General features: G+C 41.7%; 24 protein-coding genes and 3 pseudogenes. 18 read left to right on the forward strand and 9 right to left on the reverse strand.

The window, feature by feature from the left end; genetic code table 11:
• The first annotated feature begins 278 nt into the window (after window positions 1-278).
• Window positions 279-1,622, forward strand: coding sequence for an acetyl-CoA carboxylase biotin carboxylase subunit (accC, locus tag ANSO36C_RS21000; RefSeq protein ID WP_251956082.1), 1,344 nt, complete (start codon window positions 279-281; stop codon window positions 1,620-1,622).
• 112 nt (window positions 1,623-1,734) lie between these two features.
• On the opposite strand, the gene ANSO36C_RS21005 is transcribed toward accC, so the two are convergent.
• Window positions 1,735-2,028 carry a YggT family protein gene (locus ANSO36C_RS21005; protein ID WP_251956083.1) on the reverse strand — a complete coding sequence of 98 codons (294 nt, stop codon included), beginning with the start codon at window positions 2,026-2,028 and terminating at the stop codon, window positions 1,735-1,737.
• A 305-nt stretch (window positions 2,029-2,333) separates the two neighbouring features.
• On the opposite strand from ANSO36C_RS21005, the gene psbX reads away from it, so the two are divergent.
• The 4 genes from psbX to ANSO36C_RS21025 all read left to right on the forward strand — a co-directional run bounded on the left by psbX (window position 2,334) and on the right by ANSO36C_RS21025 (window position 4,836).
• The gene (gene psbX / locus ANSO36C_RS21010) at window positions 2,334-2,453 is read left to right on the forward strand and encodes a photosystem II reaction center X protein (protein WP_012412183.1); all 120 of its coding nucleotides are present in this window, start codon (window positions 2,334-2,336) and stop codon (window positions 2,451-2,453) included.
• A 247-nt stretch (window positions 2,454-2,700) separates the two neighbouring features.
• A complete protein-coding gene (locus ANSO36C_RS21015) occupies window positions 2,701-3,624 on the forward strand; it encodes a Ycf66 family protein (RefSeq protein WP_251956084.1) in 924 nt (307 codons plus the stop codon).
• A 47-nt stretch (window positions 3,625-3,671) separates the two neighbouring features.
• Window positions 3,672-4,232, forward strand: coding sequence for a TolB family protein (locus ANSO36C_RS21020; protein ID WP_251956085.1), 561 nt, complete (start codon window positions 3,672-3,674; stop codon window positions 4,230-4,232).
• Between the two features lie 79 nt (window positions 4,233-4,311).
• Window positions 4,312-4,836, forward strand: a complete 525-nt coding sequence (locus tag ANSO36C_RS21025) for a TolB family protein (protein ID WP_251960399.1) — start codon at window positions 4,312-4,314, stop codon at window positions 4,834-4,836.
• A gap of 109 nt (window positions 4,837-4,945) precedes the next feature.
• On the opposite strand, the gene ANSO36C_RS21030 is transcribed toward ANSO36C_RS21025, so the two are convergent.
• Both ANSO36C_RS21030 and ANSO36C_RS21035 read right to left on the reverse strand, forming a co-directional pair.
• Window positions 4,946-5,953 (reverse strand): succinate dehydrogenase/fumarate reductase iron-sulfur subunit, encoded by a 1,008-nt coding sequence (locus ANSO36C_RS21030; protein ID WP_251956086.1) that lies wholly within the window; start codon window positions 5,951-5,953, stop codon window positions 4,946-4,948.
• Between the two features lie 1,161 nt (window positions 5,954-7,114).
• A complete protein-coding gene (locus tag ANSO36C_RS21035; protein ID WP_251956087.1) occupies window positions 7,115-7,342 on the reverse strand; it encodes a hypothetical protein in 228 nt (75 codons plus the stop codon).
• 75 nt (window positions 7,343-7,417) lie between these two features.
• Here ANSO36C_RS21035 and ANSO36C_RS21040 point away from each other — a divergent pair, with 75 nt between their 5' ends.
• Both ANSO36C_RS21040 and ANSO36C_RS21045 read left to right on the forward strand, forming a co-directional pair.
• Complete coding sequence (locus ANSO36C_RS21040; RefSeq protein WP_190939422.1) at window positions 7,418-7,855, forward strand: AbrB family transcriptional regulator; 438 nt, start codon at window positions 7,418-7,420, stop codon at window positions 7,853-7,855.
• A gap of 164 nt (window positions 7,856-8,019) precedes the next feature.
• A complete protein-coding gene (locus tag ANSO36C_RS21045) occupies window positions 8,020-8,889 on the forward strand; it encodes a CPBP family intramembrane glutamic endopeptidase (protein ID WP_251956088.1) in 870 nt (289 codons plus the stop codon).
• Between the two features lie 72 nt (window positions 8,890-8,961).
• Here ANSO36C_RS21045 and ANSO36C_RS21050 read toward each other — a convergent pair.
• A pseudogene (locus ANSO36C_RS21050) lies at window positions 8,962-9,925 on the reverse strand (M48 family metallopeptidase).
• Window positions 9,926-10,075: 150 nt separating this feature from the next.
• On the opposite strand from ANSO36C_RS21050, the gene ANSO36C_RS21055 reads away from it, so the two are divergent.
• The 3 genes from ANSO36C_RS21055 (at window position 10,076) to ANSO36C_RS21065 (ending at window position 13,549) form a co-directional block, all read left to right on the forward strand.
• Entirely contained in the window at window positions 10,076-11,632 is a 1,557-nt protein-coding gene (locus ANSO36C_RS21055) for a helicase C-terminal domain-containing protein (protein ID WP_251956089.1), read from the forward strand.
• 166 nt (window positions 11,633-11,798) lie between these two features.
• Complete coding sequence (locus ANSO36C_RS21060; protein ID WP_251956090.1) at window positions 11,799-12,014, forward strand: DUF2839 domain-containing protein; 216 nt, start codon at window positions 11,799-11,801, stop codon at window positions 12,012-12,014.
• Between the two features lie 1,190 nt (window positions 12,015-13,204).
• Window positions 13,205-13,549 (forward strand): DUF1815 family protein, encoded by a 345-nt coding sequence (locus tag ANSO36C_RS21065; protein ID WP_190939417.1) that lies wholly within the window; start codon window positions 13,205-13,207, stop codon window positions 13,547-13,549.
• Window positions 13,550-13,972: 423 nt separating this feature from the next.
• Here ANSO36C_RS21065 and ANSO36C_RS21070 read toward each other — a convergent pair.
• Window positions 13,973-14,608, reverse strand: a pseudogene (locus tag ANSO36C_RS21070) (CHAT domain-containing protein); the annotation flags it as partial.
• A 108-nt stretch (window positions 14,609-14,716) separates the two neighbouring features.
• On the opposite strand from ANSO36C_RS21070, the gene ANSO36C_RS33935 reads away from it, so the two are divergent.
• Entirely contained in the window at window positions 14,717-14,842 is a 126-nt protein-coding gene (locus tag ANSO36C_RS33935) for a hypothetical protein (protein WP_267145372.1), read from the forward strand.
• 92 nt (window positions 14,843-14,934) lie between these two features.
• Window positions 14,935-16,146 carry an RNA-guided endonuclease InsQ/TnpB family protein gene (locus tag ANSO36C_RS21075; RefSeq protein WP_251956091.1) on the forward strand — a complete coding sequence of 404 codons (1,212 nt, stop codon included), beginning with the start codon at window positions 14,935-14,937 and terminating at the stop codon, window positions 16,144-16,146.
• Between the two features lie 6 nt (window positions 16,147-16,152).
• On the opposite strand, the pseudogene ANSO36C_RS21080 reads toward ANSO36C_RS21075, so the two are convergent.
• A pseudogene (locus tag ANSO36C_RS21080) lies at window positions 16,153-17,391 on the reverse strand (tetratricopeptide repeat protein); the annotation flags it as partial.
• A 117-nt stretch (window positions 17,392-17,508) separates the two neighbouring features.
• Here ANSO36C_RS21080 and ANSO36C_RS21085 point away from each other — a divergent pair.
• Entirely contained in the window at window positions 17,509-18,009 is a 501-nt protein-coding gene (locus ANSO36C_RS21085) for an acyl-CoA thioesterase (RefSeq protein WP_251956092.1), read from the forward strand.
• Between the two features lie 66 nt (window positions 18,010-18,075).
• On the opposite strand, the gene ANSO36C_RS21090 is transcribed toward ANSO36C_RS21085, so the two are convergent.
• Window positions 18,076-18,273, reverse strand: a complete 198-nt coding sequence (locus tag ANSO36C_RS21090; RefSeq protein WP_251956093.1) for a hypothetical protein — start codon at window positions 18,271-18,273, stop codon at window positions 18,076-18,078.
• A gap of 467 nt (window positions 18,274-18,740) precedes the next feature.
• Between ANSO36C_RS21090 and ANSO36C_RS21095 the strand changes: the two genes are divergently transcribed.
• The 3 genes from ANSO36C_RS21095 (at window position 18,741) to ANSO36C_RS21105 (ending at window position 19,834) form a co-directional block, all read left to right on the forward strand.
• Complete coding sequence (locus tag ANSO36C_RS21095) at window positions 18,741-18,944, forward strand: hypothetical protein (protein WP_251956094.1); 204 nt, start codon at window positions 18,741-18,743, stop codon at window positions 18,942-18,944.
• A gap of 414 nt (window positions 18,945-19,358) precedes the next feature.
• The gene (locus ANSO36C_RS21100; RefSeq protein WP_251956095.1) at window positions 19,359-19,607 is read left to right on the forward strand and encodes a type II toxin-antitoxin system HicA family toxin; all 249 of its coding nucleotides are present in this window, start codon (window positions 19,359-19,361) and stop codon (window positions 19,605-19,607) included.
• On the forward strand, window positions 19,604-19,834 hold the full coding sequence (locus ANSO36C_RS21105; protein WP_251956096.1) for a type II toxin-antitoxin system HicB family antitoxin: 231 nt from the start codon (window positions 19,604-19,606) through the stop codon (window positions 19,832-19,834). The genes ANSO36C_RS21100 and ANSO36C_RS21105 overlap by 4 nt, the downstream gene beginning before the upstream one ends.
• A 104-nt stretch (window positions 19,835-19,938) precedes the next feature.
• Here ANSO36C_RS21105 and ANSO36C_RS21110 read toward each other — a convergent pair whose 3' ends face one another.
• Both ANSO36C_RS21110 and dxr read right to left on the reverse strand, forming a co-directional pair.
• On the reverse strand, window positions 19,939-20,145 hold the full coding sequence (locus tag ANSO36C_RS21110) for a hypothetical protein (RefSeq protein ID WP_251956097.1): 207 nt from the start codon (window positions 20,143-20,145) through the stop codon (window positions 19,939-19,941).
• 186 nt (window positions 20,146-20,331) lie between these two features.
• Window positions 20,332-21,528, reverse strand: coding sequence for a 1-deoxy-D-xylulose-5-phosphate reductoisomerase (gene dxr / locus ANSO36C_RS21115; protein WP_251956098.1), 1,197 nt, complete (start codon window positions 21,526-21,528; stop codon window positions 20,332-20,334).
• A 728-nt stretch (window positions 21,529-22,256) separates the two neighbouring features.
• Here dxr and ANSO36C_RS21120 point away from each other — a divergent pair.
• A complete protein-coding gene (locus ANSO36C_RS21120; RefSeq protein WP_251956099.1) occupies window positions 22,257-23,552 on the forward strand; it encodes a mannosyltransferase family protein in 1,296 nt (431 codons plus the stop codon).
• A 36-nt stretch (window positions 23,553-23,588) separates the two neighbouring features.
• Window positions 23,589-25,574: a DMT family transporter gene (locus ANSO36C_RS21125; RefSeq protein ID WP_251956100.1), complete on the forward strand. Its 1,986-nt coding sequence runs from the start codon at window positions 23,589-23,591 to the stop codon at window positions 25,572-25,574.
• Window positions 25,575-25,613 lie beyond the last annotated feature (39 nt).

Here is a 25,613-nt window from a genome sequence, read left to right on the forward strand (position 1 = left end):
GTGTTCGGTGCGGTGCGATGACGTACCCGCCCGTCGTAGGCTATGTCTACGACTGGCTACACCTACGCAAAAGCCCAGCTTGGTAGTCTAGCCAAGACTTACAGCAGCAATGTTGTTAGTGTAGTAAGACCCAAAGACGCAGCAAGCGTGCAATATGCAAGTTTGCTTAGAATCAGGGTGGCGAATCTCCTGCGATAATTTGAAATAATGCGGAAGCGTTGTTCTAAGTTGGATCAGAGAAAATGTCAATCTACTGGTAATGATATCGAAACTAAAAAATGAAGTTTGACAAAATATTAATTGCCAATCGGGGAGAAATCGCCCTTCGCATTCTCCGCGCCTGTGAAGAAATGGGGATTGCGACAGTTGCAGTTCACTCCACCGTTGACCGTAATGCTCTCCACGTCCAACTTGCTGATGAAGCGGTTTGTATTGGCGAACCTGCTAGCAGTAAAAGTTATTTGAATATTCCCAATATTATTGCTGCTGCACTGACGCGCAATGCGACTGCAATTCATCCAGGCTATGGCTTTTTGGCAGAAAATGCCCGGTTTGCTGAAATCTGTGCCGACCATCATATTGCTTTTATTGGCCCAACTCCAGAAGCTATAAAGCTGATGGGGGATAAATCCACTGCCAAAGAAACCATGCAAAAAGCTGGAGTACCCACGGTACCTGGTAGTGAAGGATTGGTAGAATCCGAGCAAGAAGGATTAGGATTCGCCAAGGATATCGGCTATCCAGTAATGATTAAAGCCACAGCGGGTGGTGGTGGACGGGGTATGCGCCTAGTTCGTTCTGAAGATGAATTTGTCAAACTTTTCCTCGCGGCCCAAGGAGAAGCAGGAGCAGCTTTTGGGAATTCTGGCGTTTATATAGAAAAATTTATTGAACGTCCGCGCCACATCGAATTTCAAATTTTGGCGGATAACTACGGTAACGTGATCCATTTGGGTGAGCGGGATTGCTCAATTCAGCGCCGGAATCAAAAGCTACTAGAAGAAGCCCCTAGTCCGGCTCTCGACCAAGACCTACGTGAGAAAATGGGACAAGCTGCTGTCAAAGCTGCCCAATTCATTAATTACAGTGGGGCGGGTACTATCGAGTTTCTCTTGGATAGATCCGGTAAATTCTACTTTATGGAAATGAACACCCGGATTCAAGTAGAACATCCTGTAACAGAGATGATTACTGGGATAGACTTGGTTGCTGAACAAATCCGCATTGCCCAAGGGGAAAGACTCAAGCTTACCCAAGACCAAGTAGTATTACGAGGTCATTCGATTGAGTGCCGGATTAACGCTGAAGATCCCGATCATGATTTTCGGCCTTCTCCTGGACGAATCAGTGGCTATCTTCCCCCTGGAGGCCCTGGTGTTCGGATTGATTCACACGTTTACACAGATTACCAAATCCCGCCTTACTACGATTCCTTAATCGGCAAGTTAATTGTTTGGGCCCCAGACAGACCCACTGCTATTAACCGCATGAAACGCGCACTCCGGGAATGTGCCATCACTGGATTACCCACAACTATCGGATTTCATCAAAGAATTATGGAAACTCCACAGTTTTTGCAGGGTAATGTCTATACAAATTTTGTGCAGGAAATGAACGGCTAGGGGAATGGGAAGAGGGCAGGGGAGCAGGGAGCAGGGAGCAGAGGGGAAAGAGGTAATTTTTACTTCTCTCCGATTCCCAATTCCCAATGCCCCATTCCCAATTCCCAATTCCCTAATTCACACGAGATATCATAGTCAGCAATCCTTGCTGACCTAGTAATATTTCTCGTAGCAGGCTGAAGATGCCAACCCAAATAATAGGTGTAATGTCTACCCCACCTATAGGTTGCACTAGCTTTCGCAACGGTATTAAAAATGGTTCGGTAGGCCAAGCTATTAAGTTAAAGGGCAAACGATTCAGATTCACTTGCGGATACCAAGTGAGAATGATCCGAAATATAAATAAAAATGTCATCACCCCTAACACAGGGCCAAGAATCCAAGCAGTCAGGTCAACACCAGTCATCGGTTTAAGGTACTATCTATCGTAAAGAAAGAAAAACTTAGGCAACGGCAAGCCGCACTTTGCGACGCCGAATAGCCCATTGTAGACATCGCTAAAAAATTTTAAGCTTTGTAAAGCACTCTCATCATTATTTTAACTAAATGCTGTCACTTAGTTCTGAAATACAAAAGCAAGCTTGCCCACGCGGTTAAGTCAAAAACTGGTGAAAGAAATTACCAAGTTTGGCAGTTCAGAGTTAGAGGCTTCTCAAGAAAGTAATACACTATTAAAATTAGGATGAAGTGTGTAAAAAAAGGTTTAGAAGTATGACGCCTTCTTTAGCAAATTTTCTTTGGAGTCTGCTATGGGGTACTGCAATTGTTGTAATACCCGTTACAGTTGGTCTAATTTTCATTAGCCAAAAAGATAAAATTCAGCGTTCATAATGCTTATGAGAGTTAAATTAACTCTCACAATCGATTGTCTGTCACTTATCTACTTAATTGCACCAAAAGCTACAGAAACTGCTGCTGGCAAGAGTTGTAGATGACAGACATAGGTGTTTTTATTTTTCGGTGAACAGCTTCAGAGCTTCTTTGCCAGAGGCTTTGAAGCTTCAATATATTGTCCCTAACTACAGTAGTGATTTTAATTGTGACTCGCTAACATAGATTTGATATTGGGAAAACAGCAATGATAAATTTTGGGCTGAACTCAGCCAGTTTTCTGGCTCAGGTAAATTTTGGGGCAAACTCAGCCAGTATTCTAGGAATTTTCCTGGCTGTGGCTGGGGCAGCACTGTATTTTCTCCGCACTGTGCGTCCAGAATTGTCACGAGATCAAGATATCTTTTTTGCGGCAGTTGGCTTGCTCTGCGGCTTTATTCTCGTCTTTCAAGGATGGCGGCTAGACCCGATTCTACAATTTGGTCAACTGCTTTTAGTTGGTACAACTGTGTTTTTTGCAGTTGAAAGTATTCGTCTGCGGAGTATAGCTACCCAACAAGCAAAGCGCAACACTCCGATTGTGGATGAAGACCGGCCGGTTAGCGATCGCTATTCTTACAACGATCGCAGAAAGTATCAAGCTGAAATGGATGCAGATTTAGATCCATTGCCTTACGAAGACGAGGAGGAACGCCCCGTGCGTGCCCGGATTCGTGGTAGCAGGGATGAAATTTCAACTCGTGATGACTACTACCAGGAGCAACCCCCTCGTCGTTCAGAACGCCGCAATAGCAGTAGTGAAAGACAGCCTTCAGGGGATAGAACAGGGGATAGAACACGTCGGCGTACTTCTGGGCGTCCTGCGAATAGACCTTCTGAAAGCGTTGGAGAAGAAAATTGGGGTTCTTCATCTAGGGAAGTTGATGATTGGGAAAGTTCGAGTGGGGAAGTTAGAAAACCTTCTCGCCGCAGCAATAACGGGCCCCAGCGTCCCGAAAGTCGTGAAGATGATGTTGCTCCAAGACCAAGAAGGCGTCGTCCACCCACTGACTCAACTTCTCGAAGACCCCGCGAAGATGATGATGCGATTCCAACTGATTATGTGCCATATAATCCGATTGAAATGCCAAATGAGGGGCCAGATAATTCGACCGATTTTGATGATGTTTAAAACAGTTAGCCTAGAAATAAGTTTAGAGGCGACGGAAAACAGTTGAGGTGGAAAAATTTACGCCTATATTTTGGCTCCAAAGACCAATTCATTGGAGCCTGATTTTTGGTTTAACAAGTTTGCTTGTATCTTGTGGTTCTAATGATATTCCTATAGGGCCTACTTCTCTCAACAGTCGCTACACCGAGGAGCAACCTGTTTTGAGTGGAAATGGACGCTTTTTAGCCTTTGTATCTAATCGAAATGGTAATCAACAGTTACTTATGTACGATTTGGAGAGGCAACTATTTATTAGCACGCCGGGGATAAACCGAGCAGAGACAATTGCTGAAAGTCCTAGCTTGAGCTATACCGGGCGTTATATTGCTTATCTTACTAGTGACCAAGGTAGACCTGTGGTAGCGCTTTACGATCGCGCTACGCAACAGTCGCAAATCATCACACCAACCTATCGCGGCTGGGTCAGAAAACCAAATATCAGCCCTGATGGACGTTATGTTGTCTTTGAAACCGCCAGCCGTGGTCAATGGGATATTGAAGTTTTAGACCGGGGGCCGAATATTGAGTTAGACATTCCTAATGGTGCAACCGTCGGTTCACCTCCGTAGGCGAGATGAGAGAGATGAGGAGGATGAGGGAGAATATCCAATGCCCCATGCCCAATGCCCCATGCCCAATTCCCAATATATGAAACGTGTTTTTTTTATACCTATATTTTTTTGCTTAAGTTTATTGACTGGGTGTTTTGGCTACCCTCGCCTTTTGAGTTATCCCTTTGATCCGGGGGGGCGGAGTCTCAATAGTTTAGCGTCTGAATTAAACCCCCAAATTTCTGGGAGATACATAGTTTTTATTACTGACCGACGGGGTAGCCAAGATGTTTATATGTTTGATACGGTAACTCGTGATTTGGTTGATTTGCCAGGTTTAAACTCCCTTGATGCGATCGCAAATCATCCTAGTGTTTCGCAAGATGGTCGTTACATTGTGTTTGCTGCTAGCCGTCAAGGGCGATCAGCTATTTTTCTCTACGACAGGGAAACACGCCAATCACGTAATTTGACTAATAACCTGCAAGCCGAAGTCCGCAACCCTACAATTAGTGCTGATGGTAGTAGAATTGCTTTTGAATCTAGTAACAACGGACAGTGGGATGTTTTAGTATATGACCGCAATGGACGACCGTTGAATATACCTCAAGAACCGCGTTGAAAAATTGGGCATTGGGCATTGGGCATTGGGCATTGGGCATTGGGCATTGGGCATTGGGCATGGTTACACCCTCATCTCCCCCCATTCCCCATTCCCCATTCCCCATTCCCTATTCCCTATTCCCTTCAACTTGTTGCACAGATTCAATGAGCGATCGCACTTGTTGCGCCCCCTCTGAAGGTTCAAATGATAGGGGAAACTTACCCCGGATAATCATCCGCAAACCGAGGGGTGCAAGACTAAGTAATCCTCTTAAATCTTTAAAATAGTTACCAACAACTTGTACACCAAATTGACGTTCATCAATCCAACCACCTTCTTTAACCAAATCTACCAATACTTTCCGGTGACGAATTGAGCGGCTATCACTGGCTTGTTTGTGTGTGAGAATTTCTTGTTTAATTTTGGTTATTTGTTCTAATGGTGCAACTTCCATTGGACAAACTGAATCGCAGTACAAACAACGGGTGCAACCCCATACGCCTTTAGTACCTTCGTTATAGCTTGCTAAACGATTTTCGGTGTCGCTATCGCGGGAGTCTGCTACCATCCGGTAAGCTTTGGCAAGGGCATGGGGGCCAACAAAGTTTGGATCAACTTCACGGGCGTTGCATTCAGAGTAACAAGCACCGCACATAATACAGTTACCAGTTTGATCGAGGCGCGATCGCTCTTGTGGTGTTTGCAAAAACTCTCTTTCTGGTACTTGTCGTGCTGCCGTACTTACATAAGGAGCAACTGCCTCTAAATTATTCCAGAAGCTGCTCATATCTACAACCAAATCTTTAATCACGGGCATATTGCCAAGAGGCGCGATCGTGATTTCCGGGATAGCATTTACTTTACTTGAGGATGATGGTATTTGTTGTAATCTGGCAAGTTCACTGCCAACATTTTCTTTACAAGCTAAAGCCGAACGCCCATTAATTCGCATAGCACAGCTACCACAAATTGTATTACGGCAATTTTTGCGAAACGCCAAAGTTCCATCTTGCTCCCACTTAATATGATTGAGGCAATCCAATATTGTATTACCTGGTTCTGCCTCTAAAACGTAGGTTTGCACAACAGGCGAGGAATTTTGTTGCTGTCGAATGACTTTAAAAATAACTTTCATAACCACTAACCAAAATTTTAAAATTGCTTCACCAGCCTTAATAATCATCACTCAAGGCGGTAATTTCGAAAAATGAGCCATATTTTGCTCTTAATTCAAACTCTGGTGTTAATAGGCTGACGATTAAAGAGCGAATGATTCTAATTTAAGGATAACCATTAAAATTTTACTTATAGCAGCCTTGTAGACAAGATTTTTATCAAATTCTGAGTTAAAACGCCAAAAATGTAATCACAGCTTTGCATTAAATTTACTTGTTTGGGAATGTAAAGGATAAAGGGTTTGCTGAAAGAGGGACTTAGGTTAATCTTTGACCTAGCGATCATATCCAAATGAAATACATCTCAAGTTAGCGATACGTCTTGATGTCAACTTGAGTCAAGCAGTCCTGACTGGAAAATTGTGTCAAGCGTTAGCGAAGGCAGAATTTTTTGATTATATAGAAGTGTGAAACTCGATCTTTAATATATAGTAGTGGCAACCAAGCGCTAGGCAGATGTTAAGAGATTTGTTCTTCCCATAGACAGACGTACAAAATCCTCTAACTGCTTTTGACCTTAAGATAATAAACCGAGGAAAAAGCCTCACCACTTTTAAAGAAAAGTTATTGCACCGGGAAACCCTGACACACGAGACTTTTCGCTTTTTGGCTTGCTCTCAATCAAGAAAATCTTGTATTTCACTCATTGGTCAAAACTGCTCCTCTCAATTACATAAATTTTTATAAAAGGCAGATCGCAATACTCACGCTTGCAATAAAGGGTTAGGAAAATCGTCACTGCTTTTTCTTCTTGAAGTCCAGAAATTTAAATAAAAATTTACTAGCAACTTTAATTCAAAATTAAACAATTATTTTGCTATTATTAGTCCATGCTAGTATTTAATATAAAATTACGAAGTGACAAAATCAGAATCAATAGCCGTTCAGCGCGGTTACTACTGCTTTGTTGATTCGTAATGTAGAGACAAGAAAATTCGCGTCTCTACTGGCAGAACGAAAGGGCATAAGCCCGTAGGACTCTATTGAAATACTATGCTGTCCTAAGCTTTAGAGGACGAGTAGAGAAAACTCTACTTACTCATTGGCAATAAAGGCAAGCACTAGAAAGTGAAAAACCTGCAATTTATTAGGTCTACGACTTATTTGCAGTAGAACCTGCCCTATTTGTAAAGGGGACTGAAAGTTACACCGCTACAGTAGCGCCAAAGGAGAAAATAGTTTTCTTTCTGATGGCGAATAATGGTTAAAAGCGCCATAACATTACCAAAATTAATGTCTGTGGCAACTATGGCCTCTAGTTGGTTGTAGACAACCATAATAGAAGTGCTTTTGGCTCCTATCGGCAGTAATTCACCCGTTACACCAGGGTCTTCAGTAGCTCTATGCAAATGCTAAAAAGTCAAATGCTGGCATAAGACTACATCGTTTATCAGTTTGGAGAGAGTAAGGAAAATTTGAGCATAATGACTGAAACTGCAACCGCACCATTAACCGGAAAAGCACTACTTGCTAAAGTAAAAGAACTTTCCACTTTACCACGCCGAGAAAGAGCTAAACAGTGCGGCTATTACACTGTTACCAAGAATAACCAAGTTCGTGTCAATCTCACTGATTTTTATGACGCTTTGCTATCTGCTAGGGGAATTCCTCTAAGTCCAGAAGCACCTAAAGATGGCCGTGGCCGCGAACCGACATATCGGGTTAGTGTCCATCAAAATGGTCAGATTGTAATTGGTGCTACATATACCAAAGCAATGGGCTTAAAGCCTGGAGATGAGTTTGAAATTAGGTTGGGATATAAACATATTCATCTGATTCAACTCGGTGAAACTGATAAAAAACTGATCTCACAAGATATAGATTCTGACGAATCAGACGAAGATTTGGAAGACGAAGAATAAATTTGCTGATGGTAAGGATAAGTTTCAGGTGATGATAACTTATCCTTAGCCCAACAGCAAACTGATAGCCAGGTGAAAAATACGATTAGACCCCTTGCAGAAGTCACCAAATTTAGTAGAGTCTTGATTAATCAGCAAGAAATCTATAATGCAAGAAGTCTATCGTGTTTTTTTTGTTTATTTTGATAACTTTCTTTGAGCCTTCGGTCAACGTCTTACTAGCATTTATGGAAAATGCACCAGCACTAGTTATAGTGATGGCGTTTTTTGTTGGCTGGATAATTTGCTGGTTGCCAGTAGCAGTAGTCTCAGCAATATTGCTAAATTGGCAACCCCCTAAACCTTTGCAGCCAGAGCAAAAGATGCCATTATTGGTGTCACTTTACCTATTAGCTCCTTTGATTCTCTGGGGAGTTAGTTGGTTGACTAATAAATCTTTTTTAGATTACGGCTTTGTTGGGAATCTTTCAACTCTTGGTTTTTTAGCTTTAGGTTTCAGTTTGGGAGTGGTGAGCCTAACTATTGTATTTAGTGGGCAATTTGGCTTAGGTTGGTTTTCTTTTGAAAAGACGAATTTCAAGTTAGTACTACCCATCTTGCTACCGATATTCTTAATAGCGTTGTTAGTGGGTGGGATAGAAGAGTTAGTTTTTCGCGGTTTTCTGTTCACTGAATTAGCGCAGGATTACCCAGTTTGGGCAGCAGCAGCAATTTCTAGCTTGATTTTTGCCTTATTACATCTAGTTTGGGAGCAACGCGAAACTGCCCCCCAACTCCCTGGATTGTGGCTGATGGGAATGGTGTTAGTATTGGCACGCTTTGTCTCTGGCGGCAATTTGGGTTTAGCTTGGGGACTACATGCGGGATGGGTTTGGGCGATCGCTACCATAGATACAGCAGAACTAATTACTTACACAGGGAAAGTCTCTGACTGGTTCACAGGTAAGAACAAAAAACCTCTAGCTGGCTTGGCGGGAATTATTTGTATACTAGGAACTGGAGTATTTATCTGGTTGTTCTCTAAGTATTTTTAATTTTGCATAATTAGGAAGATGTGCGTTAACCCAGTGTAACGCACCCTATTGATCCTTATTTAGTACTAAAAACTACTCAGACCTTTTGATTCTGTCGATTTCCCGTTGTAATTCTTCTATTTGACGGCGCAAATTTTCTGTTTGATTTTCGGAAGATTCCGCAGCAACATTTACCGATCCGGAAGCAGGCGATCGCTGATAATTTCCTCGACGAATTTGCTGGTATTCTTCAGATACTGCCCACGCCCGTAAGTAATGCAAACGTTCAACAGAGAAAGGGTGGCTCAACATCGTACCCTGTGCGCCATTGTAGATCAAAATTTTATATATCTGATTCAGTCCATCTTTATCTAGCGCCTGGTAATCTTCTGACTGCTTAATAAACTCTTGTAAACTACATTCATTGGCATATTTTTTACTACCGCCAGAAAGTTTCATCATCGTTGACATGACGGGGTTTAAGTCATCCATCACTAGTAATGCAGCGCGATCTGAAGATAACTCAGCTTTCCGTCGCCACTCAAAAAAGGCGTAAATCAAGCCTTGTGTTACGAGATTACCGATGCCAAAGGTCAATTCTCCCAAGGCAGAGGCAGCACTCATCGCCCACATCGCCATTTGAATTAAAATAGTATGACCACATTTAATATGCCCCAGTTCATGGGCTAGCACCGTCCGAATCTCGGCTTCGTCCAATAAGTCTAATATCCCTGTATTTATGACTATGTAAGGATTATCTTGCCCTAGTGCATAGCTATTTGCTTCGGGATTTTGCGAGACAAACAGTGTTGGTTCTGGGTAAATGTCCAAATCCCGGACGCATTCGCGAAACATCTGGTAAATAGTGGAATATTGCCGTGGCCCAACTTGGATAGTGTTACCCATTAGATAGACTAATTGAGGGCGTTCGTAGATAAAATTCCAAAAATTTACGAGCGATTAAATCAAATCCCGGTAAATTTCGTAAAGCTTGCTCGGCTTGGCGATCTAGTGGATGCCTGAAAGCTTCGCTGGAGATTCCTGTGTAAGTTGGCATAATTTGTATTGGGTGATTGGTCATTGGTCATTAATCATTAGTCATTGGTCATCAGTTTTGGAGCAATGGCAAAGGACAAATGACAAATGACAAGATAATAGAAATGGGGCAATTGGAAGTAAAACTCACTTTGTATGGAATTAAAAGCGTGTGATTGAGGCAGAAGTTCATTTGTCACTACATAACTTTTTGCGATCGCAAGCGGGGTTCCCTTCCTGGCCCCATCATTTGACGATGGCCCGGTTGGTAGCACGCGCTTTGCGCCTGGGACGTAGCGCCCTGATTCAAGTAGGAGCCGTTTGTGGCTATCAAGGGCGGTATCGTACTAGTTTTGTAGCATCAGCCCTAATGTGGCATGGCCCTGTAATTATTGTTGCTCAAGAAGCGGTACAGCAACTTTTACTGCGGGTAGAAATTCCCCGTCTACAGCAGTGGCTACCAACTAATAAATCAATTAGAACAGGTGATGCTTGGCCTGGTACTGAGTTCCAGGGGCTATTGTTGACTTCTCCAGAAGCTTGGTTAAGAGGACAATTGGCTGGTGGCTCACGCTTTCCCCAAGGCATTCCCACAATTATCGATGGGGTAGATGATCTTGAAGATTGGGTGCGTACTCAACTTACTCAAGATATTCAACCCCATGATTGGGATGAACTCATGTTAGCTTGTCCAAACCAAGCTGAGGCAATTAGCGAAGCCCGCATACAACTAACACACGAATTTTTTCAGCATCCTGCCAATCCGTATCACTGCTACCTAATTTCCCAACCAGAAATAGAAATTTTAAGCCGTCTTTATTCTGCCTTAGAGTCAATACAAGCACTGCCAGAACCTTGGAAACAATTCTGGCAACAATTTCAAACCCTTAACGAAAATCTTTCCTCCCCTACTCCTCCTCTCTTCTGGGCGACTATTGCCCATCGACAAGGTTTATTTTCTTTGCACTACGCGCCAATGGAATTAGGGGAAATACTCTCACCTATTTGGCAGCGACAGCCAGTAGTTTTAATTGGCAGCGCTATAGAACCGGAAACGGAGGCTCCTCTTTTCCGGCAGCGCTTGGGTTTGGACGATTTAACTTGCCTGAAGTTCTCTTCAGAAAGCCAAGCGGAAGCAATTCAACTGTATGTACCTTATAAGTTGCCCCTACCCAACACACCAGAATTTCAAGCGGCATTTATTCATAAAGTCCGCACACTGGTTTGTCTAAGTGCGACAGCACCAGGATTAACGGTTGTTTTGGTGGGGGACGTACCACTTAAAGCTCAAGTTGCGACAATTCTGGCTTCAGAGTTTGGTTCGCGGGTGCAAGTAGAAAAAACTTGTTTAGATGAAAATGGTATTTTAATCAGTGGTTGGGAATTTTGGCGAGAACATCAACGAGTCTTACCAGCACCTCATCTGTTAATCATTGCTACTTTACCCCTACCATCTTTGGAAAATCCTCTGGTAGCTGGTAGGGTCGCTCGTTATAAGCGATCGCATCAAGATTGGTTCCGTTTATACTTGTTGCCGACAGCTTTGAATGAATTACAACGGGCGATCGCTCCTGTGCGAGAAAGTCAAGGAATCGTTGCTTTGCTTGATAGTCGTGTAGTTAACCGTAGCTACGGCGCTCAAATTCTTACAGCTTTAAGTCCTCTGGCACGCATTAACTATCTCGATCCCAATCTGTTTTCTCATAGCGATGAGGAAAATTCTGCTTAAAGTTCAATACCTCATGCCCAATTTACATTTTGTCAACCTAAGCGCGATCGTTTCACAGCAAGCACTATTATCAACTTATAGAAAGTGATGCGATTTATCACCTCTCTATAGCCATGATTTCTGCCAAGATAAATTTAGAACCTAAATAGAATTTTAATTGCTGATTATGGGTGAAGCAAAGCGTCGTAAAACCACACTAGGGGAAACATACGGTCAAGAGACTCGCATCTTGTCTTGGCTTCCCATCACAAAAACTCAAGCCGAACAATTTGTTGCTTTGACTACTCGTGGTGCTTGGATAGGCATTGTTCTTATGGTTGTAGCATGGGCAATAATCCGTTTTATTGGCCCAGCTTTCGGTTGGTGGCAAGTAGTCTCATAATTCGTAATGACGCTCGATGACTCGCTAACGCTGCGCTAACGTAATTCGTAATTCGTAATGACGCTCGTTCGCGCAGCATGCCGTAGGTAAGACTCGCTAACGCTGCTAACGTAATTGAATTAGTTGGGATTAGACCCCAACTAATTGTAGAAAACGTTATTACGAATTATAAATTTATTAACTGAGTGATTAATACAGGACTTACGCACAGTCTACGAATTCTTGGCGCTCTTCTCTAACGAGGCGCTAGGTGTTCACGTAGTGTCTCGTAGATATGGCATCTTCTGTGCGAGACGCTGCGCGTTGGCGGAAGCCTCTCGTAGAGATGTCGGTTCGATAAATTAAGCTTTTTAGCAATTTTTGCGTAAGTCCCGTAATAAAAAATAGTTACTAAATTTTAATAGATAATAAAAATATATTATATCTGTATTAAATTTGGCAAAACCAAACTATGATAATAATCTTTCCAAATTATTGTGCTTTAGTTGGTATAACTTTTTCAGTAAATCTCAAAATTGCTGGGAATATTGCCTAAATGGCAACATAGCTCTTTGGAGTTAAGTTATTCTCTGTGTTAGGTTGTTAAATTATCAAGTCTATACTCAGACTTGTATAGTAATTACGTAAAGTTTGTATAAAGAACTATAATCAACCTGATTTTAGTACCCAATATTAGATTGGCACTGTTATCTGCTCAACTTTATATACAGGAGGAACGAATTTGGTATAAGTAATCATTTGTCCATACCAAAATCTGCTTAGAAAAAGAACAGATTAAACATCTAAGCAAGAGAGAGTATAACGATGCAAAACTACGTTATAGCTTCTAATAACAGTGTATTTCACTGCAAGTAGCCAATAAAAAGCAAATATGTTGCTTTCCCGTAGTTGACTAGTGCTAAATTTAGGTTACTCTTGAAGCGATCGCTTCTTGTAAGAATCTACTGTGACAGAAGTGTATAAAGATATAGTTAAATTTAGCAATTCTGTCCGAGATTTTGAATTTACAAACTGAATAGTTTGATACGGCGCTCAAAACCCTGATCCACTACCCTAAACAAGGTAGTCAATTAAAGACTCAATATCATCTGTCTAGTAATTGTAGTGAATAGTCTACAATACCAGTGGATGAGAAAATCTAAAGAAAATATAAAAGAAACTCAAATTACTGTGGTGTCTGGAGGACAAAAGTGTTTCTGAGACTAGCACATCAACATCGACAATTCGTCCAAGATTTGGTAATGAACCTGCAAGCCTTGGCGATCGTATTAGAGCGGCGTGGGTATCCTGCGTCCTGTTACACCTGTGGCGACCAAATGAATAGTGCATCGTTTATGGTTAGCTTGGGTGATAATCATCTAATTCGGTTTTTAGTGTCCGATTATGGGATTACTTGGACGGAAATGCGGGATGACCGCGAATTAATGAAGTTAGAAGGTGCAGAGGCAATTAGCCAATTGGACGAACTTGCTGATCTTGTCAAGCAATCTATGCAAACTGATACAGGCTCTAAAACTCTTGCCAAGAAGTATTAAGGTTTCAAAGGTTGATGGCAAGTTAAAAATTGATTATCGGTAACTGGTAATCGGTAATAGTGGCTTAGTTAGCGATCGCTCTTACCTGTTTCTCCATTACCATTAAGTGATTGGCTACTGGCTGGCCTGTCGCATATTTTTTGTATCTGTCAAAACTTCACGAGCCGGATTTTCAGTCTTGATCTTGAAAGTGTTGAAACACGCCAAATTCACCCATTGGGCACTCCTTTTTTCCTAAAATCTGATCAAAATGCGATAACTTCTCTACGAGACGCTGCGCGTAGTTTTCTCCCTAGGGGTAAGTTAAGCTGTGCTAACGCAGTTTTTGTTAATTGCGTCTAGAATTTTTGTAATTGCGATCGCCATTTTCCAATTGATACGCCATAAGCTTGAGAAAGGCATCAGGTGAGGAACAATCTACACCTAAAGTCCATTACCAATCAAAATAAACGGTGCCCAATAATACGGATGACTAAAGTCATTAACTGCTGCTTTGGGTGTATTATTATTTAAGGACTTCCATTCTCCAGTAATTAATGAGACTTGAGCTTGCCGTAAAGCTTCGGTTTTAGCCAGCTTATTGGTGGAAAGAATAGTATAAAAAGCACTCATGAGTGCTTGTGTACCACCATCATCCACAGACCATAACGAGGCGATCGCGGCTCTAGCGCCGGTTTGTTGCATCTGATAGCCAAAGCCCAAAATTTCCTCACCGTTACCTAACTTGCCTCCCAAGCCGGTTTCACAGGCACTCAACACTACCAAATCTACATGGGGCAGTGACCAAGTGGCAACATTTCTAAAATTAACGCGATCGCCATTCCCAAATAAAATAAACGAATCTTCTGGTTTACCCACCACAAAAGCTGCATGAGTCGCTAAATGGACAATTGTATAATCATCCATTTGGGGTACAGTGACTCTGGGTGTAAATTCATCGTCTAAAAGCTTCGTAGTTTCAGGAACCGCAGCAGCTAGACTGTCCACCTCCCGCGTTGCAAACGGTAAGCCAGCGAAAGCAACCTGTCGATTTCCAACTTTAATTTGATAATTACCTTTAGCTTAAAGCAGAAGAAGCCCCACATCCTACCCGAAGGGAGGTGTGGGATGAATTCTGGGCAATAAGGAATTGACCGACAAGCAACATTAAACGCAGTTTAATTAGCAATGTTGGTCGATGACGAATTGCCTCTCTCTGTGATTGGCAACGAGTCAATGAGGTCTTCAACAATGCGAGTCATTGTCGTATCCTTTATCGCTGCATATAGCCGTAACTTATTTAATCTGCGTTGACTCATTCGCATTTTGAACCATTCTGTTTTCATTTTGTACCCACTGATTACCTACATTCATGATATTATCAGATAACAAGGAGGTAGCGAAAAGTGTTGAAAGCAGTTAAGGTCAGGCTATATCCAACAATCGAACAACAAGAAAGTCTAGCCAGATCGTTTGGTTGTGCAAGATGGTATTGGAACTATGCACTTAATGCTTGCATTCAACACTACGGACAAACTGGAAAGTCGTTAAAGATGAGTGAATACAAGGGTTTACTGCCTCAATTAAAAGTGGAGTACCCTTGGTTAAAGCAAGATTGTTATTCGTCAGTTTTGCAGTGCGTAGCTATCAATCTAGACAAAGCTTACAAAAACTTTTTTGATGGACGGGCTAAGTTTCCTAAATTTAAATCAAAATTTGATAAGCAGTCTATTCAGTATCCACAAAGCGTCACTGTTGTAGGCGAGAAGTTAAAGATTCCTAAGATTGGTGAAGTTAAGGCAATATTTCATAGAGTATTTAACGGAATAATTAGAACTGTCACCATCAGTAAAACTGCTACTGACAAGTACTTTGCCTCAATCCTGGTTGAGGTTGAATGCAGTGACAATAAATTAGGTGGAGATCAAATACTCGGTATTGATCTCGGACTAAAGGACTTTGCAATTGTCCATGATGGAGAGGAATTTACCAAGTATTCCAACCCTAAACACCTAAAACGCCATGAGAAAAATCTAGCTCGTAAACAGAAAAAGTTTGCTCGTAAAGTAAAAGGAAGTAAATCAAGACAAAAACAGAAGAAACTAGTAGCGAAGGTTCACGAACGAGTATCAAATTCCCGCCAAGATTTTCTGCATAAACTTAGCAGAAAGTTGGTTAACGAAAGCCAAATTATTGTTGTGGAAAACCTCCACATCAAGGGAATGGTACGGAATCGGAAGCTATCGAAAAGTATATCCGATGTGGGTTGGGGGATGTTCGTCAATTTCCTTGACTACAAGTTAAAGCATAAAGATGGTCAGCTTGTGGAAATAGGTCGATTTTTCCCCAGTTCTAAAACTTGTTCATGCTGTGGTCATGTTGTTGATGAGTTGCCGCTAGATGTCAGAGAGTGGGATTGCCCGAACTGTAAATCTCATCACGATAGGGACGGCAACGCCAGCCAGAATATCAGAGCAGAAGGTATTCGGATATTATCTATGGACGGAGGGAACCCCGTTCTTGCCGAGTCGAGGCGAAGCAAGTCCAATAAGCCGCAAGGTGGAAAGGCGTTTGTCGATGAAACCGGAAGCCTACACCGACCCGTAAGGGCGGTGTAGGTAGTTCACGTCTTTTTCTATCGGCTTAATTAACCAGTCATACAATTGGTGTGCAGGTGCTTTGATATTTCGACTAGGATTGATTAAAGCTTGGCGGAAAGCGCCAATTGTTTGATAAAGGTTTTCGCGTTTGACAGCAACGGTGCGATGAATTGGCGGGGATTCAGGAGTTACTAATACCAATTCCAAGCTATCTTTTAAAATCAGTGGGTAGAGCAATGCCGATTTTTGAGGTAATCGCGCCAAATTATCTCGAAGTTCGTTGAGACTTTCCAAATCTAAATTTTGCCGCCTAGCTGTTCGGCTAATTTGTTCTACCTGTGCTTTCACCGAAGAACTATTGATAAATTCGTTAAATTTATCCAAAAGTTGCTGTTGATTTAAGACTAATTGCTCGATGCGCTGTTTTTGTTCGAGCGATCGCTCTTTGGGGGAAATTTTCCGTAGTTTTGTTAGTTCTTTACCCAGTACAACAGCACTATCTACACTTTGATCCAACTTTTGTTTAATTGGTTTTTCTGTTGCCGCTATATTAATACCTTTGACAGTACGTTGATTACCTGACACATTCTGAAGATATTCCTCTAGTTCTTCAACTTTGAGTAAATCCATTGTCCTTTGTGCCTCAGAAACACGTTCCTGTTTGAGCAATCGTTCACCCAAAATGCGATATGTCTGGCTAACAGTTATGTTGTAAGCATCTGGTTGTGGCGCACTAAGTGCTGATGGATTCAAGCGAGCTTTCTCACGATTAATCAAGCAATGCTTGTAGAAAAAAATTGCTAACTCTGGCTGGTTTTGGATATCGAATAAGTAACCTATGTTACTGTATGTTTTGCCAAGTTGAACCAGATCGCCTAGTTCTTTGTTAATTAATAAAGCTTGTTGATAGGATTGAAGTGCTTGAGAATACTTTTTTTGACTTTGGTAGATTCTACCGATGTTGTTGAATGTTACCGCTTCCCAATATCGTTCTCCAAAGTCTCTGCTAATGGCTAACGCTTTCTCTAATTTCTGCAATGCTTCTTTTGGTTGACCTTGCCAAGATTCTTTGATAGCTTCTTCATTGAGCCTTGCAATTTCTGATATTTGATTATTATTAGGTAAAGCTTGAGCTTTGTCTCCACCGTACCTTAACCTTGCATTTGTGCTTACTTGGTTATTGTCTGGGTACGCCATCCCAAAACTTAGTAAACTAAGTAGAGTTAAAGTAACAACACTAACATACTGGAGATTAGGCTGCATAACAAAACACTCCCTATACTCGGAAGTGTAAATATTAAATCAAGAAGTCCGGCAATGCAATTAATTTTTATGCTATTCAATAATTTGGAAAATTTATAGGTACTGAGAAAATTGAAGATGTCAGAAGAAAAACCCAGCCAACCAAAATTGCCACCAACCAGCGCTCTTGACAATCCATCAAGTCATGAATTAGGGAATTGGTTTGAATATCCTGTAAGAGTGCAACCCCACCACACTGACTATGGCGGTATTGTCTGGCACGGTTCTTATTTAGCTTGGATGGAAGAAGCGCGGATTGAATGCTTGCGATCTATAGGAATTGAATTTGCTGATTTAGTCGCCATAGGTTGCGATTTACCAGTTGTAGAACTGTCGGTGCGGTATCACCGTTCAGTTCAATTGGGCATGGCAGTGGTGGTAAAAACGCGCATGGCTGAGGTGACAGGTGTCCGCATCAATTGGGATTATGCCATTGTCTCAACTGATGGACAAGAATTATACGTCACGGCCAAAGTGACTTTAGTAGCTTTAGATCGCGAAAGAGGCAAGATTATGCGTCAGTTGCCGCCGAGTTTTAAGGATGCCTTAGCCAAGATTTCAGCATTAAATAACAATTGACCAAGAAAGGTTCTCATTTCATATTTTATACTTCACCTTTCATTAGCAAAAGTGAAGTATAGATTTTTACTTTCCAGTTTGGATCTGCGACAGATTTTGAGCAAACTGCGTTACGTAATGCCAAATATCTTGGGGAGTAATGCCAAAACTAATATTTAATAAAACAAGGATTGCCGCAAGAGTTAATGCAGTACTCACGGTTGCTTTCAACAATTTCCATAATATTATGAAGATTATCCAAGCTATAATCAACGTAATAATCATATATATTAATTCCTTAATAATTGCCCTTGTTTGAGAAGGTCTTTATTTAGAAAGGGTAAATTTTTATCTAAAGTCAAAACTACTATTGCTAAAGCTATTAGACCTAATTTGGAATAGATACTAAAGCTAAGATTTTTGTCTAACTGTACCAATGCCATATTAGCTGAAAATGATCCAATTATTCGGGTAAAAGGCAACTTATTTGGCAATTTGGCAGAATTTCTGGAAAGACTTTTTTGAATTTTTTGTATCAATAATCACAAAAAACAAGAGTTAGATTAGGACTCCGATTTGATTTTTGAAAACATCCTGAGACTTAAAAGACTGTTGTATCAGGGTTTCATTTGAAATCTTGTTCATAAATCAGACAGGAGTCCTAATAGTTACTAAAAAAATATATTCAGCAACTAGTAAGATAATTACTGTATCAACTCGAAGGAGTCAAAAAACTTTGTGACATCACTGAGTTGAGGATTTTTATCGCTTCCAACGAAGAGTATATACAACCGTTGATTAACAATAAAGAGTATAATAAAAAAGTCAGCCGCGCCGCTTTTAGCTCTGATGGTAAGCGTGTATTCACAGTATTTAGTGACGGTAGCATAAATGCATGGCAAGTTGGTGGGTTAGATGATTTGCTTGCACGGGGTTGCAATTGGCTGCAAGATTAATCAGCCATCCAGAAACACGAGAAAGCTTGAAGGTTTGCCAAGTAAAAAATTAGGGTACAATACTTTGTGTCTTTAAAAATAAGAATATAAGGAAGAAGTGAAGGGTTAGTAGTGAGCGTTCGCATTTATTGTTGATGGGAAAGTGCGATAGCATTTGGGTTGACGGGAAAGAGGGCGATCGCTTTTTATTTTTTTGGAAAGTGCGTTAGCGCAGCTTAACGAAGTTATCGCTTTTGTTGGGTTTACGCGAGAGAGTACGTTAGCGCAGCTTAACGAAGTTATCGCCTAAAACAGAGTTTTGCTTACCGCCACAATCACTCATGCAAGGATATAGCATCTAAAATACTAACAATTAATCTGGGATTTTTGGCTTTTAAGCAGAGAAAATAAATGAGAAGTAGGCGGTGAGGAGTAATGCCGAAAAAAGTAAGAGAGTTGAAAGCAATGGTGTCAAAAGTTGGCTATATTCTTCAACCAGGAAGAGGTAAAGGAAGTCATACATATTGGAAGCATCCGTTGTTACCCGAAGAACCCTTGACCATACCAGGTAAAGACAGCGATGATGCTCCGTTATATTTAGAAAAAAACATCCAACGGGTGCTGAAAAAACTGCAAGAAATGGAAAACACAGAAAACGAAGCAAAACAGGAGCCAGAAGAATGAACTATCACTACAGCATGGTAATTCAATGGTCGGAGGAAGATAGACTTTTTTTAGTACACTTACCTGAGTTCTCCTGGCAACAATTTCATACGCATGGTAGGACTTATGAAGAAGCAGCAAAAAATGGTCAGGAAGTAATTGAGACTTTTGTGGAAATGTTGAAAGAAGAAAACAAACCACTACCAGAACCGAGAATGCTTCCTAAAAAACCGTTGCAAGTTGCGTAAGTTAAGTGGGGGCTACACATTTATTGTAGTTGGGGAAGTGCGTTAGCGCAGCTTAACGAACGCGAGTGCGTCTCGTTGGCGTAGCCTCTCGCAGAGAAGAGAAGTTATCGCCTTTGTGATGTAGGGAAAGTGCGATCGCATTTCTTGGGTTTTAACAGAAAGTGCGATCGCATTTGTGATTTTGGGGAATTGCGATGTCTAACGACAAGCCTTACGACTACGAATTTATTGGAGTTTCTGGGAGGACGATCGCATTTATTGTTGATGAGATGAAGGCCTTGCTGATTCCATATATGAAAATGATTTTGCATAATACCAAAATCCTTGTAGAGACGAAGAAAAGCTACGTCTCTACATCCAGATTCATACTTCAATTCAGCAACGCCGAGATGAAGTGTGATATTTGACCGTTAGCCTTCAGCATTAGGCTGAAGGCTAAACAAGAATTGGTCAAGAGCCAGAAAATCTGCCTTTTGGGTATCTGAAATTAAAGGTTTTTATCGCACAGAGATTATCCGCGAGTGAGTTTCTAACTTTTCAGTCGCTGTTAAAACTTCTTGTCTTGCCCATTTATCTGCTGCCAAAATGTCATCTAAAGAGGGATTTGCACGGTGATCATTTTGATGGCGATCACACACCCATTCGATACACCGAGGAATATCTAAAAAGCGAATTTTTTCATCTAAAAATAAAGCTACAGCTTGCTCATTGGCGGCATTTAACACGGCTGGCATCGAACCACCAGCTTTACCCACAGCATAAGCCAACTGCATACAAGGATACTTCTGGTGATCTGGTTCACGGAAGGTTAAATTTCCAGCTTTGACTAAATCTAGTCGTTCCCAGTTGGTGTAGATGCGCTCTGGCCAAGATAGAGCATACAGCAAGGGTAAGCGCATATCCGGCCAACCAAGTTGAGCTAAAACTGAAGTATCTTGCAGTTCAATCAGCGAGTGAATAATGCTCTGGGGATGAATGACAATTTCGATATTGTCATAATCCAACCCAAACAGGAAGTGAGCCTCGATTACTTCCAGTCCTTTATTCATCAAAGTAGCAGAGTCTACTGTGATTTTACGTCCCATCGACCAATTAGGATGTTTGAGAGCATCAGCAACAGTTACATTTGCTAACTTTTCTACATCCCAGTCTCGGAAAGCCCCACCAGATGCAGTGAGTAAAATTTTCCGCACGCCTCCCTTTGGCACACCTTGGAGACATTGAAATATTGCGGAATGTTCGGAATCGGCTGGGAGTAATTTTACACCATGTTTTTCGATTAAGGGTAGAACCACAGGGGCCCCTGCAATCAGGGTTTCTTTGTTCGCCAAGGCAATATCTTTACCAGCTTCAATCGCTGCGATCGTGGGTAGCAAACCAGCACAGCCAACAATACCAGTGACAACAGTTTGAGCATCGCCGTAGCGAGCGACTTCTATCACTCCAGCCTCACCTGCCAGTAGAATCGGTTGGGGATCGAGGTCAATGAGAGCTTCTTTGAGCGCTGGTAATTTATCTTCTGAGCAAATTGCTGCTATTTGCGGCCGAAATTGCCGAATTTGAGCAGCCAACATCTCTACATTGTTCCCAGCTGCCAATCCCACAATCCGAAACTGATCTGGGTACTGAGTGACAATATCTAAAGTCTGAGTACCAATAGAACCAGTGGAACCAACAAGAGTAATCGCTTTCACAATTGTTTAAGGATTTACAGACAACTCCCACTATAAATTGCTGGGGACTCATTAATAACAGGAATCACTATAATCGATACCTGGCGACGGCGAGGAGAGACGCAAAGAAGGAAAATTTACCTGTGTCTTCCTCACTGCCATAATACAGCGCGGCGGAAATAAACAACCCATTCCAAATTAACAAAACGCTTATGCTGTATTCGTTTTGAATTTTTACTTATGACTTTTGACTTCCGCCTTGCGGTACTAGCCCCTATCCGTTAATTTCAACTCGATAGACAGCTAGCCATAAAGTACTAAAGTTGCTCAATTTTCATCTAACTAGACAAAAATTGTATTTATAAATACTATATTTTAAAAGATAAATTCCGAAAAATTGGTAAAAAGAACCAAACAGGGAATACTTTTAATTAATTTGTAATCTGTCCAGTTTGTTAATTATGTTGGTGGAGGATTTAATATGCATAGGACTTACGCAAAAACCTCTCAAACTCTTATTACTTTGTGACGGCAGTCGCTCATGGGGGAAACCCCCAAGACCGCGCTGCCTCTCCTTTGCGTCCTTCTCTAACGAGACTCTGTGCGTAGCTTGCTTCGACCTAGGAGTATGCGGTTCGTTTTTTTATAATTTTGCGTAAGTCCTGATGCAAAATATTACTCATAAATTGCAATGTTGCAGCTATATGTAATAAGAATGTTTAAAGGAGTTTGTTGAAGCACTTAACCCTATGGTCAAAGTTCAAATAGTAATAAAAAAAGTCTTATGGAAAAATGATTTCCTATTTCCAGCAGCAATATGGCTTGCCAGCCGAATATTCATTTGGACTGCCATGTTGCTGGTTGCGCCCAAGTTAACGTTACCAGCAGAAGAGTTTTTGCCCAGTTTTGGTTGGGGGGTTGTTGATGCATGGGATAGTATGCATTACCGAGCGATCGCTACTTCTGGTTATGAATTTGTCAATGACGGTAAGCAACATAATCTGGCTTTCTTTCCCCTGTTTCCCTTAAGCATCTGGGTTTTGATGAAGTTGGGCTTACCGTTTGAATTAGCTGGGACGTTAATCAACAACTTGGCATTTTTTGCCGCACTTTACTGCTTATACTTTTGGGTTAAGGATCATTATGGCAGCAATGCAGCACAGTGGGTCACTGCTGTGGTTTCTTTGTATCCATCGTCCATGTTTACAGGGGTGATTTACACAGAGGGGCTGTATTTGTTTTTGAGTACATCGGCTTTGCGGGCATTTGATCAAAATCAGTATGGCTGGACTGCCCTTTGGGGCGCGATGGCGACAGCAACACGTCCTACGGGTATGGCACTAATTCCAGCATTTGCGATCGCCGCGTGGAAAGAACGCCGACCACCCGTTGCCTATATAGCTGGATTGACTACTGCTATTGGCATACTTCTATTCAGCTTGTATTGTGCGATTTATTTTGGCGGGCCTTTAGCTTTTATCGAAGCACAACGGGGATGGCGACCAACTCTGGGATTTGATTGGCAGGGTTGGTTAAACATGATCATGCAAATTGTAGTTGGTACAAAAAATTGGCAATATGGTTGGGTTGAAAACCCATCTGGCGGTATTCAAGACCCGTGGTATCTCTTGTTGTTGGTGGTGATTGTTGCGAGTGGCTATCTTTTATGGCGTTTTAGTTCGGGAAAATTATTCTATGGCTTTTACGCTTTAGTCTTATTTTTGTTGCTCTTAGCAAGTGAACAGTGGATCAATAGCTTGCTCAACTTGTTTATGGTCTTGGGTGGTGGCTATGTGTTGTGGCGCTTACACACGAAACTGACCCCAGTTACAGTTATTTATGGCTTTTGTGGTATTGGTTTGCTGTTAGCTTCTGGAGGCACTATCTCCTTGAGTCGTCTCGCCTACGGGATTGTACCTTTGAATATAGCGATTGGTGTGCTGCTATCTCGTCATCCTCGTCAGGGATATTTAATATTGGGAATTTTTGTGACACTACTAGCCAAAATAGCTGTAGGATTTGCCCAAGAGCGTTGGGTTGGTTAGAGGGTTTGAATATATAAGTTGAATTTAAATCTCCTCATGAGTGTATTTAATCAAACGAAGATAGCGATCGCTTCATTATTTCTAGGTGTAGGTGCTATATCTTTTGGCTCTATTTTTATGAAATTGAGCGAAACTAAACTCAGCCCCAGTGCCACTGTATTTAATCGCTTTTGGCTTGCTAGTGTGGTCTTCTTGCTTTGGCATGGATACAAGGCAATACGGCAGCGATTTTCTGTAGAAAAACCTGTAGAACATCAGCGCTATAGCAGTCAGGATCTTTTGCTATTGATAGCTGCTGGGATTCTTTGGGCTGCCACTTTAGTCTTGTTAGCTTGGTCGCTAACTCAAACTAGCGTTGCGATTTCTAGTGTGCTGCATAATCTCGCCCCCATATTTACTAGCTTCGGGGTGTGGCTGTTATTTCGTCAGGGTTTTGAGCGTCAATTCCTGATTGGGATGATCATCGCCCTTGGGGGAGCGATCGCTATTGAATTTGAGGAACTGCAAATCGCCATAGACGAAGTTCAGGGAGGCTTGGCCGCGATCGTTTCTGCGGTTTTTTTGAGTGCATACCTGCTGATCGTAGAAAAATTACGAACCAAATTTTCTCCGGGCACAATCCAGTTGTGGATCTGTGCGATCGCGGCTTTAGTTATCTTCCCCATACTTTTGTTCACTCAAGATCAGGTTTTCCCCTCTACAGTCAGTGGGTGGCTTTGGGTAATTTCCCTAGCCGTAATCTGCCAAGTTTTAGGTCATGGGCTTTTGACCTATAGCCTTGCCAAGTTTTCCTCTGTAGTTGTCTCCTTAGTACATCTTTTAGAGCCAGTATTTAGCGGCATTTTCGCTCTTGTAATATTTTCAGAAAAATTAACTTGCTCAAATTGGGTAGGTTTTGCTGTAGTTTTAATGGGTTTATACTTAGCTATATCTAGCCAAGCTGCTGTTAATTTTCCATTTCCGGAATCAGTCAAAACTACAGTTAACACTTTCGTTAAAAGTATGACGAACAAACTGTTATTACTAAAGCAACAATTTTTTGAAACACCAGCTTTTCTAGGAGCTGTCTCATTATTTGTTGCCCTAATTCCCATATCTTTAGCACCATCTCTAGCAAAATTATGCGAACAAGAAATTAGTGCAAATGCTGTAGGATTTCATCGGAGTTGGATTGCCGCAGTCGTCTTTGCGCTGTGGAATGGACTTGAGGCTTTGCGCCGACAACAATCCGATCGTCAACCTATAGAACAGAAGCCTTTTACAAAACAGGACGTGTGGCTTTTATTGGCAATGGGAAGTGCTGCAACGACCTCCCTGTTGTTGTGGGCTTGGTCGCTGAGTCAAACTAGTGTTGCTAACGTGGCTTTACTGTCTAATTTGAACCCCTTATTTGTTGCTGCGGCTTGGTATCTGTTATTAGGTCGGCGCTTCGATAACAGATTCATTATCGGTTTGGTCATAGCCTTGGGGGGAGCGATCGCCTTTGAACTTCATAATATACAATTTGCAACTGACCAAATACTTGGTGATGCACTAGCATTTCTAACCGCAGTTTTTATTGCCACCTATTTACTGCTGATAGAACAACTCCAAACCCGATTTACTACCGCAACCATAATGCTCTGGCGTTGTGGTGTGACTACAATGTTTCTGTTGCCTATCCTCCCATTCATCGAAGAGAGATTGTTTCCCTATTCTTGGATGGGGTGGTTTTTCATCATTTTTCAAGCACTCTTCTGCCAAGTGTTGGGTCAGGGACTTCTAACTTATAGCCTCAGCAGACTCTCGTCAGGCGTCGTCGCTGTTACCCTTCTCCTCAATCCAGTCTTGGCTTCCATTTTCGCTTGGTTCATTTTTTCAGAACAAGTAAGTTTGTTTGACTGGGCGACTTTTGCCGTCGTTTTAGTAGGTATTTATCTCGCTCAATCTAGTCAATCTATTGTTCAAGTAACGAAACGAAGGCTCATAGTAGAGAAATTTTATAAGAAGAATTCAGAACTCAGGAGTCAGAATTCAGTATGAATTCTGTACGAGTGGGTGACGAATAGAGGTTTTAACTGA

The sequence above is a fragment of the Nostoc cf. commune SO-36 genome (assembly GCF_023734775.1).
Taxonomy (GTDB): domain Bacteria; phylum Cyanobacteriota; class Cyanobacteriia; order Cyanobacteriales; family Nostocaceae; genus Nostoc; species Nostoc commune_A.

Bases quoted from the DNA above. Each gene is read 5' to 3' on its own strand.
- accC (WP_251956082.1), top strand. From the start codon at position 279: ATGAAGTTTGACAAAATATTAATTGCCAATCGGGGAGAAATCGCCCTT.
- ANSO36C_RS21005 (WP_251956083.1), bottom strand. From the start codon at position 2,028: ATGACTGGTGTTGACCTGACTGCTTGGATTCTTGGCCCTGTGTTAGGG.
- psbX (WP_012412183.1), top strand. From the start codon at position 2,334: ATGACGCCTTCTTTAGCAAATTTTCTTTGGAGTCTGCTATGGGGTACT.
- ANSO36C_RS21015 (WP_251956084.1), top strand. From the start codon at position 2,701: ATGATAAATTTTGGGCTGAACTCAGCCAGTTTTCTGGCTCAGGTAAAT.
- ANSO36C_RS21025 (WP_251960399.1), top strand. From the start codon at position 4,312: ATGAAACGTGTTTTTTTTATACCTATATTTTTTTGCTTAAGTTTATTG.
- ANSO36C_RS21030 (WP_251956086.1), bottom strand. From the start codon at position 5,953: ATGAAAGTTATTTTTAAAGTCATTCGACAGCAACAAAATTCCTCGCCT.
- ANSO36C_RS21040 (WP_190939422.1), top strand. From the start codon at position 7,418: ATGACTGAAACTGCAACCGCACCATTAACCGGAAAAGCACTACTTGCT.
- ANSO36C_RS21060 (WP_251956090.1), top strand. From the start codon at position 11,799: ATGGGTGAAGCAAAGCGTCGTAAAACCACACTAGGGGAAACATACGGT.
- ANSO36C_RS33935 (WP_267145372.1), top strand. From the start codon at position 14,717: ATGTTGGTCGATGACGAATTGCCTCTCTCTGTGATTGGCAACGAGTCA.
- ANSO36C_RS21085 (WP_251956092.1), top strand. From the start codon at position 17,509: ATGTCAGAAGAAAAACCCAGCCAACCAAAATTGCCACCAACCAGCGCT.
- ANSO36C_RS21090 (WP_251956093.1), bottom strand. From the start codon at position 18,273: ATGATTATTACGTTGATTATAGCTTGGATAATCTTCATAATATTATGG.
- ANSO36C_RS21100 (WP_251956095.1), top strand. From the start codon at position 19,359: ATGCCGAAAAAAGTAAGAGAGTTGAAAGCAATGGTGTCAAAAGTTGGC.
- ANSO36C_RS21105 (WP_251956096.1), top strand. From the start codon at position 19,604: ATGAACTATCACTACAGCATGGTAATTCAATGGTCGGAGGAAGATAGA.
- ANSO36C_RS21110 (WP_251956097.1), bottom strand. From the start codon at position 20,145: ATGCAAAATCATTTTCATATATGGAATCAGCAAGGCCTTCATCTCATC.
- ANSO36C_RS21120 (WP_251956099.1), top strand. From the start codon at position 22,257: ATGGTCAAAGTTCAAATAGTAATAAAAAAAGTCTTATGGAAAAATGAT.
- ANSO36C_RS21125 (WP_251956100.1), top strand. From the start codon at position 23,589: ATGAGTGTATTTAATCAAACGAAGATAGCGATCGCTTCATTATTTCTA.